This window comes from Pseudomonas sp. MF7453 (assembly GCF_016405455.1).
GTDB classification, from domain to species: domain Bacteria; phylum Pseudomonadota; class Gammaproteobacteria; order Pseudomonadales; family Pseudomonadaceae; genus Aquipseudomonas; species Aquipseudomonas paralactis.
Genome location: NZ_JAEKCN010000009.1, coordinates 94,366 through 110,434, shown reverse-complemented (window position 1 = coordinate 110,434; position 16,069 = coordinate 94,366). Strand labels below are relative to the sequence as shown.

The window sequence follows — 16,069 nt, the reverse complement described above, 5'->3', positions numbered from 1 at the left end:
CAGGATTCGCAAGGCCGATGAAGGCGTGATCCTCCATCGGCTTTTTTGCATCAGGCAGCCAGGGCGAAGTCGTGCGGCGCGTCCTGAATCCCCACCAGGCCCACATCGGCAGCGGCGAACGCAGCCGAATCCTGATGTGCCACACCGGCAGCAGCCAGTTGATCGAAGGTGGAGTTGACCGACAGGCTTGGGTCGATGCCCTTGAGCAAGGTGTCGATCGCCGAGGCCAGTGCCGAACTGTCACCACTCATCAGGCCGTACACGATCTTGTGCACCTGGCCGTCACGGCCTTCGGACTGCAGGCTCGACAGGCCCAGGTTGGTAAAGCTGACTTCCTGGTTGGCGATGGAGTAGCCACCGCTGGTTGCGCCACCGGCGAGGGTGTCGCCCAGGGTCAGGCCATCGAGCGAACCCCACAGCGTGTGGGTCGGCGGGTTGAACAAGGTGTAATGCAGGCTGCCTTCGGCAACCACTGCCGCATCACTGACGCTGCTCGATACGCCATATTGGGTGCCGTCGAACGGCCCTGGATTGAAACCACCGGTGTTCACACCCTCTTTGACCGAACCTTCACGGTGGTTGAGATCACCGAAGTAGGCCGACCAATCGCTCAGGTACTGGGCGACGGTGCTAGCGGCGTAGGTCGTGCTGTATGAAATAGAAATGCTCATGCAAAACTCCAAGTCATTGGGTGGTCACTCCGCAGCAAGCCAGTGCCTGCTGTGGTTTTGCCCGTCACTGGGCAAAAGCGGTCAGAACTGATATTCAACGGTGCCCTGCAACGTGCGCCCACGGCCCAGGGTGAAGGCCAGTACATCGCCCAGCGGCACCAGGTAGGCGCGGTCGGTGACGTTTTCCATGGCCAGGCGCAGGGTCAGTTGGTCGGTGGCGCGGTAGCTGCCGTAAAGGTCGTAGACGGTGTAGGGCTTCCAGTCGGCGGGGTAGACGCCGGTTTGCGCGGTGGTCACCCCGGCGGCACCCTTGACGTAGTAGCCCGCGCTGTAGCGGGCGCGCACGCCTACATCCAGCTTGCGCTCAAGGAAGCGTGCGCCCAGGGTTGCGGTGCCACGGTCCATGGGCATGTGTTCGGAGGAGCCCAGGATCGCGCTGCAACCCACGCCGGCATTGGCCGCATCGTCGGGCACCATGGCGTCCACCGGCGCCCGGTTGCCGGGCCTCTTTTGGGTTTTGGTCACGCCGCCGAGCCAGGCGGTTTTGCTGCAGAACTTGTTGCTGCCCAGCATCCGCGTGTAGTTGAACTGGCCGTAGGCAAAACCGGCGTCGTAATCGAGCTGGTATTCAAGGCCACGAAAACGCGTGGTTTCCAGGTTGTTGACGTAGGCCGCACTGCCGATATTGACGTTGCCATAACCGGGCGGCTGCACGCCCAGGGCCATATAGGAAAAGTCATCGACCCGAGTGTTGAAGTACGACACTTTCATGCCCGCGCGATCATCGGCGAACAGCAGGTCTTGCTTGAGTACATTGAAACCGACTTCCCACGCGGTGGATCGCTCAGGCTTGAGATAGGGGTTGGGGAGAATCGACTCCGAACCACCGCCATGGGGCCGGCCGCTGACCAGGGTTTCGGTCACCGCCGGCGGACGCCAACCCTTGCCGTAAGTGGCGAAAAGCTGCAGCCAATCGACACCGGGCTTGATCGACAGGCCGAAGGTCGGGGAGAAACGGCCTTCCTCGCGGTCCACGTCGTAATTGACCGGTACGCCGATCTGGCGGGTGGTGCCGAGGATGAACGTGCGGGTGTTCAAGCCGGTTTCGCCGCGCAGCCGATAGCGGTCATAACGCAAACCCGCGTTGAGGTTCAGCCAACCGTCGTAATCGAAATCCAGGCGCCCGAACAGGCTGCCCATCGCGCGGTCGCCTTTGGGCGTGATGCTTTCCGCCGCCGAGGCCGTCAGCGCCGAGCCGGCCTCTACGGCCTGGTTGGAATCGGGCCGAACCTTGTCGTAAAAAAACTCCAGCCCGTAGTTGGCCTTGAGTGCGGCAAGCTCGGTCAGGGCAAAGGTCGAGATGTTCTGCGCCTGCACGCCATAGGTATTGGTTTGATAGGTAACGTCATAGCCCTTACTGATACCCCGGGCCAGCGTGGATTGATCATTGCGCGTATCCACGTGGTAGAGCTTGGCCTTGAAATCGATCAGCGGGTTGTCCGGTGCGTAGCTGTAATCCAGCGCGAAGTTCTGTGCCTTGACGTTGCTGCTGCCCAGCTTTTCCCACAGCTGGGGCTTTTCGGCGGTCATCATGTTGACGTCGTCGTAGTCGACCTCGGTGACCAGGTAGCTCAGTTGCAGACGCTGATCAACCGGCAGGTTGAGCCCCAGCTTGAGCAGGCGCGAGCGCATCACCGAGCCTGAATAGGCAACCGTGCTGTGCTTGATGCGCTCTTCACTGGCCGGCATATACGCCGCACCGGTACGCAGCTCGCCAATGCTGCCCTTGGTGCCGGGGTTGTAGTCGCCCAAATGACGCTCACTGGCCGCCACCAGCATGTCCCACACGTCGGTCCCCACGGCAAACGCCGAGCTGCCGATAAAGTGCGTGCCGTTGCTGCGCCCGCCCAGGCCGGTGGTGAGGCGAATGCGCCCGCCGATTTGCTTGCCATCCTTGAGCAGGTCGGCGGCCTCCACCGTACGAAAGTTAGCCACCCCGCCAATCACGCCCGCCCCGCCCTGGGTGGAGGTCGCCCCCTTTTTGATCACGACTTCGGACAACAATTCGGGGTCGACATACAGCGTGCCGTTGCGTTGCTGGTGACCACTCTGCTGGTAATTCTGGCGCATGCCATCGACCGACATATTGACCCGGCCATAGTCCTGGATACCGCGGATATTCACCGACAAACCGGGATCTTGCTGGCTGACGGCGGAATAGACGCCTGGCGCCTCTTCGAGCATCTCGGCGGCATGGCGTGGCGGGTTGCGGTCCAGTTGTTCGCGATCGACCACGCTGACCGAACGTGGCGTTGAATACACCCAGTCCTGCTTGTGCAGGCCGGTGATGGTGGTGGTCCCCAAGGCCAGCGCTCCGGCCTGTTGCTCGACGCGGGTCAAGGTGACCTGGCGTTCGCCGGTAAAGCGATATTCAACCGGTGCGGCACCGAGCAGGCGGCCAAGACCTTCCTGCACGTCGAAACTGCCCTTGAGCGCGGCGCTACTCAACCCTTGCAGGCGCTGGCTGTCGAACAACACTTGCAGGCCCGCCTGATCGGCGAACGCCAGCACCGCACTGCCCAGGGATTGCGCAGGGATGTCGAACCTCAACACCGCGGATTGAGCTGCGCCAGTTGCAGGTTGCACGGCATGCACCGGCGCGGCGAGGGCAAACAATCCCAAGTGAATGGCCAGGGCCAACCGACTGCCGGTGATACGCCCCTTGGTGAGTGCTGACATGTGTGGTTATCCCTGCGCTAAGCGTTTTTTGTTTATGCGAATGCTTCTCACCTAGCAAGACGTGTGAGGCACGGGAAGTCAGTAATATTTTTTTGCAGGAGCGAAGCGGGCGGCTAGCCCTTGCTCGCGAAGAACGTCAACGAAAACGCGGTGCCCTTGGGGTTTTCGCGAGCAAGCTCGCTCCTACAGAACAGCGGCTTTTAGCGGGGACAGGTCAATAGATCAGGCTGAGGCCGGCCAGGTCCAAGCGTTGCACTTGAAGTTCCTGGGTCAGGGTAGCGAGGGCGCTGTCGAGCATGTCCAGGCGGAAGACGCCGCTGACTTCGCGCTCACCCAAAGCCGCGTCAGCCAATACCACGCGCCCGGGGCGGTAACGGTTGAGTTGCTCGATAACCTTGGCCAACGGCTGACGGTCGAAGATCAACACACCGCGCCGCCAACTGGTGGCGCGATCCACATCAAACTGATCAAGGCTGACCACACCGTCATCGGGGCTGTAACGCGCAGCCTGGCCTTGCTGCACAACGCGCTCGGCGGGGCCTGTGGTCGGTGATGCCTGCATGGACACCTCGACACTGTGCTGCAACACACCGACCCAGGCCTGGCTCTGGCCCTCACGCTCGACCACAAACCGCGTACCCAGCGCCCGGGTCTGCCCCCCGGCACTGCGCACCACGAACGGTCGGGTTTCTTCGCCCTTCATCGGTGCCACATCAAACACCGCCGAGCCCTGGAGCAGGCTGATGCCGCGCTGCACGCCATCGTAATCCAGGCGAATGGCGCTGGCGGAATCCAGCTCCACCTTACTGCCGTCCGCCAGCTGCACTGTGCGCACTTCGCCCTTTTGCGTGACGTAGTCGGCCTGCAGGTGCAGCAACACATCGGGCCCGCGCACCCAGCCCACGCCCGCCACCACCACAATAAGCGCCACGGCGGCCGCACGTTGCCACGGCCTTCGGCGTTTGGAGCGACGCACGGGCGGGGTCGGCGTGGCGGGCCGCTGTCGGTGTACGGGATCATCCTTGTGCACTTCACCCAGCGCTGCCCAGGTTTGCTCGGCAAACCGCAGCGCCCCTTCGTGACGGCTGTCACGGGCGATCCACTGACGCAACTCGGCCTGCTCCTGTTCGCTCAGGGCACCGGCGTGCAGGCGCACCGCCCATTCGGCAGCCGCCTCGGTAATGCTGTGCTGTTGCGGACCCTGGCTATTCACGTGTGAATCTCGATTTTTCGTTATATAGACGCTCTGACGTCTGGCCTGGTACTTTTCGGTAATTCATTCGTCGGATGGCATCCCCTCACCTTCCTGCAAGCGCTGCATCACATAGGACAACGCCTTGGCCAAATGCTTTTGCACCGAGCTGTCGGAAATATTCAGGTGCCGGGCGACCTGGGCGTGGGTCATGCCTTCGATACGGTTCAAGCGGAAAATCTGCTGGGTGCGCTCCGGCAATTGCGCCAGTGCCTGCTTCAATGCCTGTCGCTGTTGCTGGGCCATTGCCTGAGCCTCCAACCCGGCCACGTCATCTTCAATCTCGGCCAGCGCCTCATGGGGCACGGTGTCGGTCTTGCGCCGTGCTTCCTGACGAATATGGTCGATCAGCAGATTGCTCGCCGTTCGATATAGATAGCCCTGGGAGTTGTCGATGCGCTCACCGGCCGGTTTTTCCGCCAGGCGCAGGAAGCTCTCCTGCACCAGGTCTGCGGCCAATTGCGGGTCCCGTACCTTGCGAGCCAGATACCCGCGCAGGGTATCGGCGTGCTTGAGAAACAGGCCCTTGAGATCCACGTCCGACAAACCGACTCCCTGGAATGTATAGGAAACAGGCGGGCATCTTAAGCGTTGTCGAGAATGATTTTCAATTGATATCTAATCTGATCGGGCGGCAAGAGGATGTTGATAACAGTTCGATAACCGCACAGATCCGCAACGATCAATTGACCAAACTAACCAACCAGTACATTTTGTCCACATAACCAATAAGAACTGTGGAGATCCCGCTATGCCGCCCATCGTGCTGGTGCTCAACGGCCCCAACCTCAACCTGCTCGGCACCCGCGAGCCGGCCACTTATGGCCATGAAACCCTGGCCGACATCGCCGCCCTGTGTGGCCGCAGCGCCGATGAACTCGGGCTGAAAATCGAATTTCGCCAGACCAACCACGAGGGCGAATTGCTCGACTGGATCCACGGCGCCCGTAACCGTTGCGCAGGTATTGTGATTAACCCGGCCGCCTGGACCCACACCTCGATCGCAATCCGCGATGCGCTGGTGGCCAGTGAAGTGCCGGTGATCGAAGTGCATTTATCCAACGTGCATGCCCGTGAAGCCTTTCGTCATCACTCGTTTGTGTCACCGATCGCCAAGGCCGTGCTGGCCGGATTTGGCAGCCACGGCTACCACCTGGCGCTGGAGCATTTCAGCCAGACACTCAAGGGACGCGCCTGATGAAACCGCGCATTCTCGCCGGCCTGATCGGCGCCGGTATCCAGGCCTCACGCACCCCGGCACTGCACGAACAGGAAGGCGATGCCCAGGGCTTGCGCTACCTGTATCGCCTGATCGACCTGGAGCCGCTGCACCTGGACCTCAACGCCCTGCCGGAACTCCTGCGGGCCGCCGAGCTGATGCACTTCACCGGGCTGAACATTACTTACCCGTGCAAGCAGGCGATCCTGCCGCTGCTCGATGAACTCTCCGATGAGGCCCGGGGCATTGGCGCGGTCAATACCGTGGTGTTCAAGGACGGCAAGCGCATCGGCCATAACACCGACTGCCTGGGGTTCGCCGAAGGTTTTCGGCGCAACTTGCACAACGTACCGCGCCAACGCGTGGTGCAGATGGGCGCCGGTGGCGCGGGCGCGGCAGTGGCCCATGCGCTGTTGGCAGAAGGTGTGGAGCAGTTGAGCATCTTCGACGTCGACCGCACCCGCGCCCAGGACCTTGTGGATAACCTTGCCCGGCAGTTCGGTGCCGGTAGCGCTCAAGTCGGCAGCCACTTGGAAAACGCCATGGCCGAAGCCGATGGCCTGGTGAACACCACGCCGATGGGCATGGCCAAGTTACCCGGCACGCCGGTGCCAGCCGCGTTATTACGGGCCGAATTGTGGGTAGCGGAGATCGTGTACTTCCCGTTGGAAACCCAACTGCTACGTGACGCTCGCGCCTTGGGTTGCCGTACGTTGGACGGCGGCAATATGGCGGTGTTTCAGGCGGTGAAGGCGTTTGAGTTGTTCAGCGGTGAAGTGGCGGATGCAGAAAGGATGCTGGCGCATTTCCAGAGCATGAATATCTAGGGATGCAACCCCATCAAAATGTGGGAGCTGGCTTGCCGGCGATAGCGGTGGGCCAGTCAACCTATGGGGCACTGACAGACCGCTATCGCGGGCAAGCCCGGCTCCCACATTGATTGGGTTCAGCCATGAAAACGGGTGTTCTCAGGCTTGCAGGTAGCGCAGCACCGACTCGCAGATCATCTCCCGGTGCCGCTGCTTGATCGCCTCGTCCGACAGTTCGATCTGGAAGATCTCGCTGAAGGTATGCCGGTTGGACACTCGGTAAAAGCTGAACGAGTTAATCAACAAGTGCACGTCCAACGGCTCCAGCCCTTCGCGAAACAACCCCAATTCGGCGCCACGGCGCAAGGTCTCGCCCAGCCCTTCGAGGATCTTGCTGTTCATCGCCTTGATGGTCTCGGTGCGTTTGACGTACTCGGCGTTGTGGATATTTTCGATGCTGACGATGCGCACAAAATCCACGTTCTGGTCATGGTGATCAAAGGTGAATTCCACCAACCGGCGAATCGCCTCACGCGGCTCCAGGGCCGTGAGGTTCATGCGGGTTTCGGTGTTGCGGATATCGCCGTAGAGCTTCTCCAATACCTCGACGTATAACTGCTCCTTACTGCCGAAGTAGTAATAGATCATGCGCTTGGAAGTGTGGATGCGCTCGGCGATGGCGTCCACGCGAGCGCCGGCCAGGCCCTGTTGAACAAACTCGACAATGGCTTCCTGGAGAATATTCTCCCGGGTCTTTTCCGGATTGTTCTTGCGACTCTTGCGCGGTGCGTCAGCTACCGCGGGGAGATCGGGACTTGAGGTCATGGTGCGCTCACGGCCATTGTTGTGCAGGCGCTGATTATGGGCCGCGGCGCTCCCCGAAGGAAGCACCTGCCTTGCGGTTATAGCCGAGCCTGGCGTACCGCCCCACTGCGCGACTTGGCCATCGCCGCCAGACGCACCGCCACGTTGGCCGCGCCGTAGCCGGCATAGCCATTCTTGCGCTGGATGATCTCGAAGAAAAACCGCCCCTCGAACGCCTCGGTGTACACATGAAACAACTCACCGCCCTGGGCGTCGCGGTCGTACAGCACGTTGTAATACGCCAGCTCACTGAGGAACTCATCGTCGAAATCGAAGCGTGCCGCCAGGTCGTCGTAATAGTTGAGCGGGATATCCAGCAACGGCACACCGGCCTCTTTGGCCCGGCGTACCTCGGCGAAAATATCCGCGCAATCGAAGGCAATGTGGTGCACGCCCGAACCGCGATAGCTGGAGAGCGCGTGGGAAATCGCCGTGTTGCGGTTTTCGGAGATATTCAGCGGCAGGCGAATCGAACTGCAACGGCTGCGCAACGCACGGCTTTTCACCAGGCCGTAGGGATCGGGCAGGACCACTTCGTCATCGGCTTCGAAATCCAGCAGGCTTTTGTAGAACAACACCCAACTGTCGAGGCTGTCGGCCGGCAGCGCCATGGCCATATGGTCAATGCGCAGCAAGCCGCCGCTGGCGGGTGCGGCCGTTTGCAGGTTGAAATCGGTGTCGTACAGCCCGCCTTCGCTGGGGTCCACCAAGTAGATCAGGCTGCCGTCCGGCGCACGCACCGCAGCCAGTTCCAGCTCGTTGGGGCCGACCAGGCCACGATATGGCTGGCCCTTGTAGGCCACCGCCCGCTCCAGGGCCTTGGCACTGTCCTTGACCCGAATTGCCGTGGCGCACAGGGATGGCCCGTGGGCCTCGAAAAAGTTGTGGGCGAAGGAGTACGGTTCGCAGTTGAGGATCAGGTTGATGTCACCCTGGCGCAACAGGCTCACATTCTTGGAGCGATGCTGACCGGCCTTGGCGAAACCCAGACGCTCCAGCCAGTGGGTCAGCTTGGCGCCGAGGTTTTCGTCCACGGCAAATTCAAGAAACTCGATACCGTCGTATTCGCTGGCCACCGGGGTTTCAAACAGAATATCCACGGGCGCAGCGGGGGCTTCTTCAGCCAGGCGCTGACGGGTTTTTTCTTCCAGGTACAACAGCGAACGCAAGCCATCCGCCGCATTCGCGCGGGTCGGCGCAGCGCGGAAACCGTCATTGAAAATTTCCAGGGACAAGGGCCCGGTGTAGCCACTTTTGATAATCGGCGCGAGAAAGCCCGCCAGGTCAAATTCGCCCTGGCCTGGGAAGCAACGGAAATGCCGGCTCCACTCCAGCACATCCATGGCCAGGATCGGCGCGTCGGCCATTTGCACGAAGAAAATCTTGTCGCCCGGGATCTGGGCGATGCCGCTCGGGTCGCCCTTGAGCGACAAGGTGTGAAAGCTGTCGAGCAACACGCCCAGGCTTGGGTGATCGACCTGGCGCACCAGGTTCCACACCTGCTGCCAAGTGTTCACATGCTTGCCCCAGGCCAACGCTTCATAGCCGATGCGCAGGCCGCGCTTGCCCGCGTGTTCGGCCAGCAGGCTCAGGTCATCGAGCAGAATACGCTCGTCGCCCACGCTGTCGGCCGAGGCGTTGCTGCACACCAATACCAGGTCAGTGCCCAGCTCCTGCATCAAGTCAAACTTGCGCTCGGCGCGCTCCAGGTTGCGCGCCAGGCGATCGCGGCGGCAGCCTTCGAAGTCGCGAAACGGTTGGAACAGGGTGATGGCAATACCCAGGTCGGCGCACATCTGCCGGACTTCCCGGGGGCTGCCGTCGTAATACAACAAGTCGTTCTCGAAGATTTCCACCCCATCAAACCCGGCGGCGGCGATAGCCTCAAGCTTTTCCGGCAGGGTGCCGCTCAAGGACACAGTGGCAATAGAACGTTGCATGGAAGACTCCCGGCCATTGTTGTTTGTGGCAAATTATTCGCCCCCAGCCTACAGGCAGCAATTAAAATGTACGAACCGGTTAGTTTTTGGTGCGATTATCGAACACTATGCCCCTTTGGCGAATTGACGACTTTTTAACCACTGCGCACCATCGACCGGGCAATTCGTTCATGTAACAAAGACCCAGAACACACCATAAGAATTTCAAAAAACGGGTACGACCTCATGCCTCTGCAAAATCCCGCCCTGGCCACGCGCCCGGGCAACCCGCACGCCGGCATCGGCGACAAGATCCGCGGTGCCCTGGCCGTGGGTAAAACGCGCTGGGGCATGCTGGCCCTGGTGTTTTTCGCCACCACCCTGAACTACATCGACCGCGCCGCCCTGGGCGTGATGCAACCGATCCTGGCCAAGGAAATGAGCTGGACGGCGATGGACTACGCCAACATCAACTTCTGGTTCCAGGTCGGCTACGCCATCGGCTTTGTGCTGCAAGGCCGCTTGATCGACCGAGTCGGCGTCAAGCGCGTGTTCTTCTGCGCCGTGCTGCTGTGGAGCCTGGCCACCGGTGCCCACGGGTTGGCCACTTCGGCGGTCGGCTTTATGGTCTGCCGGTTTATCCTCGGGCTGACCGAAGCCGCCAATTATCCCGCCTGCGTCAAGACCACACGTTTGTGGTTCCCGGCGGGCGAACGTGCGGTGGCCACCGGCATCTTCAACGCCGGTACCAACGTCGGCGCGATGATGACGCCGATGCTGCTGCCGTTGATCCTGCATGTGTGGGGCTGGCAAGCGGCGTTCCTGTGCATGTCGGCACTGGGTGCGATCTGGCTGGTGTTCTGGGGGTTGAAGTACTACAACCCGGAAGACCACCCAAGCGTTAAACAATCGGAACTGGACTACGTGCAACAGGAAGTCGAGCCCGAACAGCCCCGCGTGCCGTTCAGCCGCATCCTGCGTATGCGCGGCACCTGGGCCTTCGCCATCGCCTACGCGCTGACCGCGCCGGTGTTCTGGTTCTACCTGTACTGGCTGCCGCCGTTTTTGAACCAGCAATACAACCTGGGCATCAACGTGACGCAGATGGGCATTCCGCTGATCATCATTTACCTGACTGCCGACTTCGGCAGCGTGGGGGGCGGGATTCTGTCGTCATTTTTGATTGGCCGCGGGATGAACCCGATCAAGGCGCGGCTCTTGTCGATGCTGCTGTTCGCCTGCTGCATTGTCGGCGTGATCATGGCGGCCGGCTCCAGCCAGCTGTGGGTCGCAGTGTTCGCCATCTCCCTGGCCATCGGCGCACACCAGGCCTGGACCGCCAACATCTGGAGCCTGGTGATGGACTACACGCCCAAGCACATGATGAGCACGGTGTTCGGCTTCGGCGGCATGTGCGCGGCCATCGGCGGCATGTTCATGACCCAGATCGTCGGCCACATCCTCACGGTGACCCACAACAACTACACCGTGTTGTTCACCCTGATCCCGGCGATGTACTTCATCGCGCTGACCTGGATGTACTTCATGGCACCGCGCAAGATTCCTACCGTAGACGTTTGATCTACCTGCGCCGCTGCTGCCAGGCAGCGGCCAACCCGCTCATGCAGATCACCCCGATACCCACCACCGTGGTCATATCGGGGGTATGGCTGAACACCAGCCAGCCCAACAACCCCGCAAACACGATCTGGCAATAGCCGAACGGCGCCAGCAAGGCCGGCGCCGCGAAGCGGAACGCCTGGGTGAGCATCAGGTGCGCCGTCATCCCGCAGGTGCCCAGCGCCAGCATCAACACGCCGTGCCACAGGCTCGGCACCTGCCAGAAGAACGGCACCATGGCGCTCATGACCAGGGTATTGCACAGCCCGGCGAAGAAATTGCTGGTTGTCGGCGTATCAACCTTACTGAGGATGCGCGTCAACAGCTGGTAAAAGCAGAAGAACGTCGCCGAACACAACGGCAACAGCACTGCTGGCGTGAACAGTTCGCCGCCGGGATGGATGATCACCAGCACCCCGATAAAACCGCAGATCACCGCCAGCCATTGGCCGCGTGTCACGTGTTCGCCCAACAGCGGCACCGACAGCGCCGTCACCAGGATCGGCGCAAGGAAGTTCACCGCCGTGGCTTCGGCCAATGGGATGTAGTGCAATGCGGCGGTGAAAAACAGGCTGGTGCCCAACAGGCACAAGGCCCGCACCACCTGCATACCCGGGCGCTTGCTGCGCAGCACGCGCAGCCCCGACTGCGGCAGGAAAATCCCGGCCATCAGCAGGGTGTGCACCATATAGCGTGCCCATACCACCATCACAATGGGGTAGAACCCGGCCAGGTATTTGGACAAGGCGTCGTGGCTGGAGAACAGGAACGTCGCCACCACAATCAGCAAAATGCCTTTGAAGGGATGGTTGACGCCTGAGAGGGGGGTACTGACAGTCATGGAATTCTCTTGCTGGCGGGCTGAACGCGATGGTACTCAACCCGGTAATCTAGCAGCCGGGCCAGCGCCTGCTCCAAGAGCATAACCAAACAGCGGGCGAACAGCGCACTAAATCACCGGAATCGAGTCCAACCCTGCACGCTCGCCCAGGCGTTGCACACTTTTTAATCAAGGCCTTGCCGCTATGAAAAAAATCCTCTTTGTTCTGTCTGCCGTCGCCCTGCTGACCGCCTGCGATAAAGCCAAGGAAGCCCCCAAGCCCGCGCCGCCGTCTGTACAGGCGACCCTGGTGCCGCAAACGCCGCCCACCGATCAGTGGGTCGGCAAATGGATCGGCGTGGAAGGCTTGCACCTGACCATTGCCAAAGACGACAGCATCGGCCGCGGCCACTACCTTCTGACCATGCAATACGGCCTCGACGCCGACAGCTCCGGCACCTTTAAAGGTGAGGCCGCCGAAGACGGTATCGCCTTCACCCGCCCCGACGGCCCGCAACTTTTACGCGCCGGCGACGGTGCCGCCACCGGCCTGAAATGGCTGGCGGATAAAAAAGACTGCCTGATCGTGACCACCGGCGAAGGCTATTGCCGTTAATACCGACCATAATCAATCACGGTTAGCACACAGAGGAATGCTCACATGCTATGGAAAAAAGGCCGACGCAGCGACAACGTGGTGGATGCCCGCGATGACACTGGCGGCGGCGGTGGCGGTATGCGCTTTGGCGGCGGCAAAGGCCTGAGCCTCACGGCCATTGTGCTGATCGTCGGCATTGGCTGGCTGACCGGCCAGGACCCGATGCAGATCCTCGGCCAATTGACCGGCCAGATGGAACAGGCACCGTCGGTGAGTACGCAATCGCGCCAGGCACCACCGGCCAATGATGAGCACGCCGATTTTGTACGCGCGGTGCTGGGCGATACCGAAGACACCTGGGGCCAGGTGTTCCAGGAAAACGGCCTGGCCTACAAGAACCCCAAGCTGGTGCTGTTCCGTGGCCGGGTGAACTCCGCCTGCGGTGGCGCCACCTCGGCCAGCGGCCCGTTCTATTGCCCGGCTGACCAGCAGGTTTACCTGGACCTGGATTTCTTCCGTGAAATGTCGCAACGCTTCCAGGCCGCCGGCGATTTCGCCCAGGCCTACGTGATTGCCCACGAAGTCGGGCACCACGTGCAAACCCTGCTCGGCATCTCGTCCAAGATCCAGGCGGCGCGCCAACAGGGTCGGCAGATGGAAGGCGATGGCGGCCTGCTGGTACGCCAGGAACTGCAAGCCGACTGCTTTGCGGGTGTGTGGGCCAACCGGGCGCAAAAACGCCTGAACTGGCTGGAGCCTGGCGATATCGAAGAAGCCCTGAACGCCGCCAACGCCATTGGCGATGACCGCTTGCAGCAACAGGGGCAAGGGCGCGTGGTGCCGGACTCCTTCACCCACGGCACCTCGGCCCAGCGGGTACGCTGGTTCAAGACCGGCTTCGCCCAGGGCCAGATCACTCAATGCGATACCTTCGCGGCCAAGAGTCTCTGAATGATCAAACGATGGGGGTTACTGCTGGGGGTGTGCGTGTCCTGCTCGACCCTGGCTGCCACACCTGGCACCAAGGTGGCCGGGCTTGATCGCTTCCACCTGGCACAGGGCGACCTTAGTCTGGGCTTGAGCCAGGACTGGGCCAAGCCGCTGCCAAAGGTTACACGTGCGTTGATCATCGTGCACGGTCGCCTGCGCAATGCACAGACCTACCTGCACAGTGGTGAACACGCCGCTGAGCACGCAGGGGTTGCTGTCAGCACACTGGTAATCGCGCCGCAATTTCTGGATGAGTCGGATATGAATCACGACCTTCTGGATAAACAGCTACTGCGCTGGAAGGTCGATGACTGGATGGCGGGCGCACCGTCCACCGGCCCTGGCAAGATCAGCTCTTACGGCGCACTCGACCAGATCATCAAGCACCTGGGCAACCGCAAACTCTTCCCGGTGCTGAACGAAATCGTGATCGCCGGGCATTCCGGTGGCGGCCAGGTCGTGCAACGTTTCGCCCTTGCCGGCCACGATCACCCACTGCTGAAAACCGAAGGCATCAGCCTGCGGTACGTGGTGGCCAACCCCTCGTCCTACGCCTACTTCAGCCCGCAGCGGCCGGTGCCGTTCGATACCACCCGTTGCCCAAGCTTCAACGACTGGAAATACGGCATGCAAAAACTGCCGGATTACGTAGGTGACCGAGGCGCCCAGCAATTGGAACAGGCCTACGTCTCACGCGACATCACCTACCTGTTGGGCCAGCAAGACACCGACCCCAACCACCCTGCACTGGATAAAAACTGCGAGGCCGAAACCCAGGGTGCGTATCGGCTGATTCGTGGGCACAACTACTTTGACTACCTCAAGCTGCGTCATCCGCAGTTGGCTCACAGGCTGGTAGAAGTGCCCGGGGTGGGGCATGACGGGGATAAGATGTTTACCTCGCCAGAGGGAGAAAAGGTGCTGTTCACGCAGTAGTCACTGAAGAAACCCAATAAAAATGTGGGAGCTGGCTTGCCTGCGATGACAGAGTGTCAACTGACCCACCGCTATCGCAGGCAAGCCAGCTCCCACATTTGATCTCCGTCGCCAGGGTTAGATCATTCGGCGCAGCGCTGCACAATCCTCGGCATGCCAATCCGCCAATTCCGGCCAAGGGTTCTCCGGCAAGTTCACCAACACCGTCTTGCTGCCCGCTGCCCGACCACAATCCAGGTCAAAGCGATAATCCCCCACCATCACCATTTCGCTGGGTGCTACGTCCCAAGCCGCCGCCAGTTTCAGCAACCCACCCGGATCCGGCTTGTGCGGCGCATCATCACGCCCCAGCACATCCTCAATGGCAAAGCAGTCCGCCAGGCCTATCGCCTCCAGGGTGATATGGGCCAGCTCCCGCGCATTGCGGGTCAGGATCCCCAAGCGATAACCGCGCCCGGCCAATTCGCGTACCAGCTCCACCGCGCCTTGCGCCGCCACCGAACCCAGGGCCAGCTCACGCTCGTGCTCCAGCAACCAGGCGTGCTTGGCCGCGGCAACCGGTGCCGGCAAGGCCGCCAGGTGCGTGAGGATGTCGTCTTCAGGTGGAATGTCCAGGGCCACGCGAATAGCGGCAAAATCATGCACCGCCACCGTCAGCGTGCCGTCCATGTCGAACACCCAGTGTTTAACGTCCGACAGGCTCATGCCCAATCCTTGCGATGGCGGATCAAACCTTCCTGGGTCACCGACGCCACCAGTTGCCCGGCGCGGTTGTACACACTGCCGCGAGAGAAACCTCGGGAGTTACCGGCCCATGGGCTGTCCATGGCATACAGCAACCAGTCATCGGCACGCAGGTCGGCGTGAAACCACAGCGCGTGATCCAGGCTGGCGACCTGCATGTCTTTCTGCCACACGGTCTTGCCATGGGGCAGCAATGAGGTGGTCAGCAGCCCAAAGTCCGAGGCGTAGGCCAGCAGGTACTTATGCAGCGCCGGCGAGTCCGCCAGGGCGCCGTCGGCACGAAACCACACGTACTTGACCGGGTCGGACGGCTGCGGGTTGAACGGGTCTTTTTCGGTGACCGGGCGCACTTCGATGGGCTTGGGGCACAGCAACTTGTCGCGCATGTGCTCGGGGATCAGGTGCGCACGCTGCTGGGTCAGTTCCAGCTCCGAGGGCAGGTTCTCCGGGCCCACCACCACCGGCATGGTGGTCTGGTGCTCAAAGCCTGCTTCGTCGTACTGAAACGAAGTGGTGCAGGTAAAAATCGGATGGCCCTTTTGAATCGCCGTGACACGACGCGTGCTGAAGCTGCCGCCATCGCGCACGCGGTCCACCGAATACACCACCGGCAACGCGGCATCGCCAGGGCGCAGGAAATAACCGTGCAGGGAATGCACATGCCGCGCTTCTTCTACGGTCTGGCTGGCCGCCGACAACGACTGCCCCAGCACCTGGCCGCCGAACAACTGGCGAAAGCCCAGGTCCTGGCTGCGGCCGCGAAAGAGGTTCTCCTCGATCGGCTCCAGGGTCAGCAAGTCCACCAGATCTTCCAATACTTGGCTCATTCAAACTCTCCTCAAAGCAAAACGGTATCCACCTGTAGGAGCGAGCTTGCTCGCGAAGAAC

The 16,069-nt window shown here is 61.3% G+C and carries 15 protein-coding genes; 6 read left to right on the top strand and 9 right to left on the bottom strand.

What is annotated here, in order from left to right; genetic code table 11:
- Positions 1 to 50: 50 nt before the first annotated feature.
- From JFT63_RS15765 to JFT63_RS15750, 4 genes are all read right to left on the bottom strand, one after another.
- Positions 51 to 671: a heme acquisition protein HasA gene (locus JFT63_RS15765; protein ID WP_057703258.1), complete on the bottom strand. Its 621-nt coding sequence runs from the start codon at positions 669 to 671 to the stop codon at positions 51 to 53.
- A gap of 81 nt (positions 672 to 752) precedes the next feature.
- Complete coding sequence (locus JFT63_RS15760; RefSeq protein WP_198844269.1) at positions 753 to 3,410, bottom strand: TonB-dependent receptor; 2,658 nt, start codon at positions 3,408 to 3,410, stop codon at positions 753 to 755.
- A gap of 214 nt (positions 3,411 to 3,624) precedes the next feature.
- On the bottom strand, positions 3,625 to 4,623 hold the full coding sequence (locus JFT63_RS15755) for a FecR family protein (RefSeq protein ID WP_198844268.1): 999 nt from the start codon (positions 4,621 to 4,623) through the stop codon (positions 3,625 to 3,627).
- 63 nt (positions 4,624 to 4,686) lie between these two features.
- A complete protein-coding gene (locus JFT63_RS15750) occupies positions 4,687 to 5,208 on the bottom strand; it encodes an RNA polymerase sigma factor (RefSeq protein ID WP_198706961.1) in 522 nt (173 codons plus the stop codon).
- A gap of 205 nt (positions 5,209 to 5,413) precedes the next feature.
- On the opposite strand from JFT63_RS15750, the gene aroQ reads away from it, so the two are divergent.
- Positions 5,414 to 5,860 carry a type II 3-dehydroquinate dehydratase gene (gene aroQ / locus JFT63_RS15745; protein ID WP_057703254.1) on the top strand — a complete coding sequence of 149 codons (447 nt, stop codon included), beginning with the start codon at positions 5,414 to 5,416 and terminating at the stop codon, positions 5,858 to 5,860.
- Positions 5,860 to 6,708 (top strand): shikimate dehydrogenase, encoded by an 849-nt coding sequence (locus tag JFT63_RS15740; protein WP_420875838.1) that lies wholly within the window; start codon positions 5,860 to 5,862, stop codon positions 6,706 to 6,708. Before aroQ ends, JFT63_RS15740 begins: the two co-directional genes overlap by 1 nt.
- A 141-nt stretch (positions 6,709 to 6,849) precedes the next feature.
- Here JFT63_RS15740 and JFT63_RS15735 read toward each other — a convergent pair whose 3' ends face one another.
- On the bottom strand, positions 6,850 to 7,515 hold the full coding sequence (locus JFT63_RS15735; RefSeq protein WP_014720036.1) for a TetR/AcrR family transcriptional regulator: 666 nt from the start codon (positions 7,513 to 7,515) through the stop codon (positions 6,850 to 6,852).
- Between the two features lie 77 nt (positions 7,516 to 7,592).
- The gene (quiC, locus tag JFT63_RS15730) at positions 7,593 to 9,494 is read right to left on the bottom strand and encodes a 3-dehydroshikimate dehydratase QuiC (protein WP_057703252.1); all 1,902 of its coding nucleotides are present in this window, start codon (positions 9,492 to 9,494) and stop codon (positions 7,593 to 7,595) included.
- A 225-nt stretch (positions 9,495 to 9,719) separates the two neighbouring features.
- On the opposite strand from quiC, the gene JFT63_RS15725 reads away from it, so the two are divergent.
- On the top strand, positions 9,720 to 11,054 hold the full coding sequence (locus tag JFT63_RS15725) for an MFS transporter (protein WP_057703251.1): 1,335 nt from the start codon (positions 9,720 to 9,722) through the stop codon (positions 11,052 to 11,054).
- Position 11,055: 1 nt separating this feature from the next.
- On the opposite strand, the gene JFT63_RS15720 is transcribed toward JFT63_RS15725, so the two are convergent.
- Entirely contained in the window at positions 11,056 to 11,934 is an 879-nt protein-coding gene (locus JFT63_RS15720; protein WP_057703250.1) for a DMT family transporter, read from the bottom strand.
- Positions 11,935 to 12,118: 184 nt separating this feature from the next.
- On the opposite strand from JFT63_RS15720, the gene JFT63_RS15715 reads away from it, so the two are divergent.
- Genes JFT63_RS15715 through JFT63_RS15705 form a run of 3 tightly spaced genes read left to right on the top strand, consistent with a single transcriptional unit; the run spans position 12,119 to position 14,437 of the window.
- Entirely contained in the window at positions 12,119 to 12,529 is a 411-nt protein-coding gene (locus tag JFT63_RS15715) for a lipoprotein (RefSeq protein ID WP_198844267.1), read from the top strand.
- 45 nt (positions 12,530 to 12,574) lie between these two features.
- Positions 12,575 to 13,462, top strand: a complete 888-nt coding sequence (ypfJ, locus tag JFT63_RS15710; protein ID WP_198844266.1) for a KPN_02809 family neutral zinc metallopeptidase — start codon at positions 12,575 to 12,577, stop codon at positions 13,460 to 13,462.
- Entirely contained in the window at positions 13,463 to 14,437 is a 975-nt protein-coding gene (locus tag JFT63_RS15705) for an alpha/beta hydrolase (protein ID WP_198844265.1), read from the top strand.
- A 117-nt stretch (positions 14,438 to 14,554) separates the two neighbouring features.
- Here JFT63_RS15705 and JFT63_RS15700 read toward each other — a convergent pair whose 3' ends face one another.
- Positions 14,555 to 15,142: an HAD family hydrolase gene (locus JFT63_RS15700; RefSeq protein ID WP_186559468.1), complete on the bottom strand. Its 588-nt coding sequence runs from the start codon at positions 15,140 to 15,142 to the stop codon at positions 14,555 to 14,557.
- Positions 15,139 to 16,008, bottom strand: a complete 870-nt coding sequence (gene tesB, locus JFT63_RS15695) for an acyl-CoA thioesterase II (RefSeq protein ID WP_005791655.1) — start codon at positions 16,006 to 16,008, stop codon at positions 15,139 to 15,141. Before tesB ends, JFT63_RS15700 begins: the two co-directional genes overlap by 4 nt.
- Positions 16,009 to 16,069: the final 61 nt, after the last annotated feature.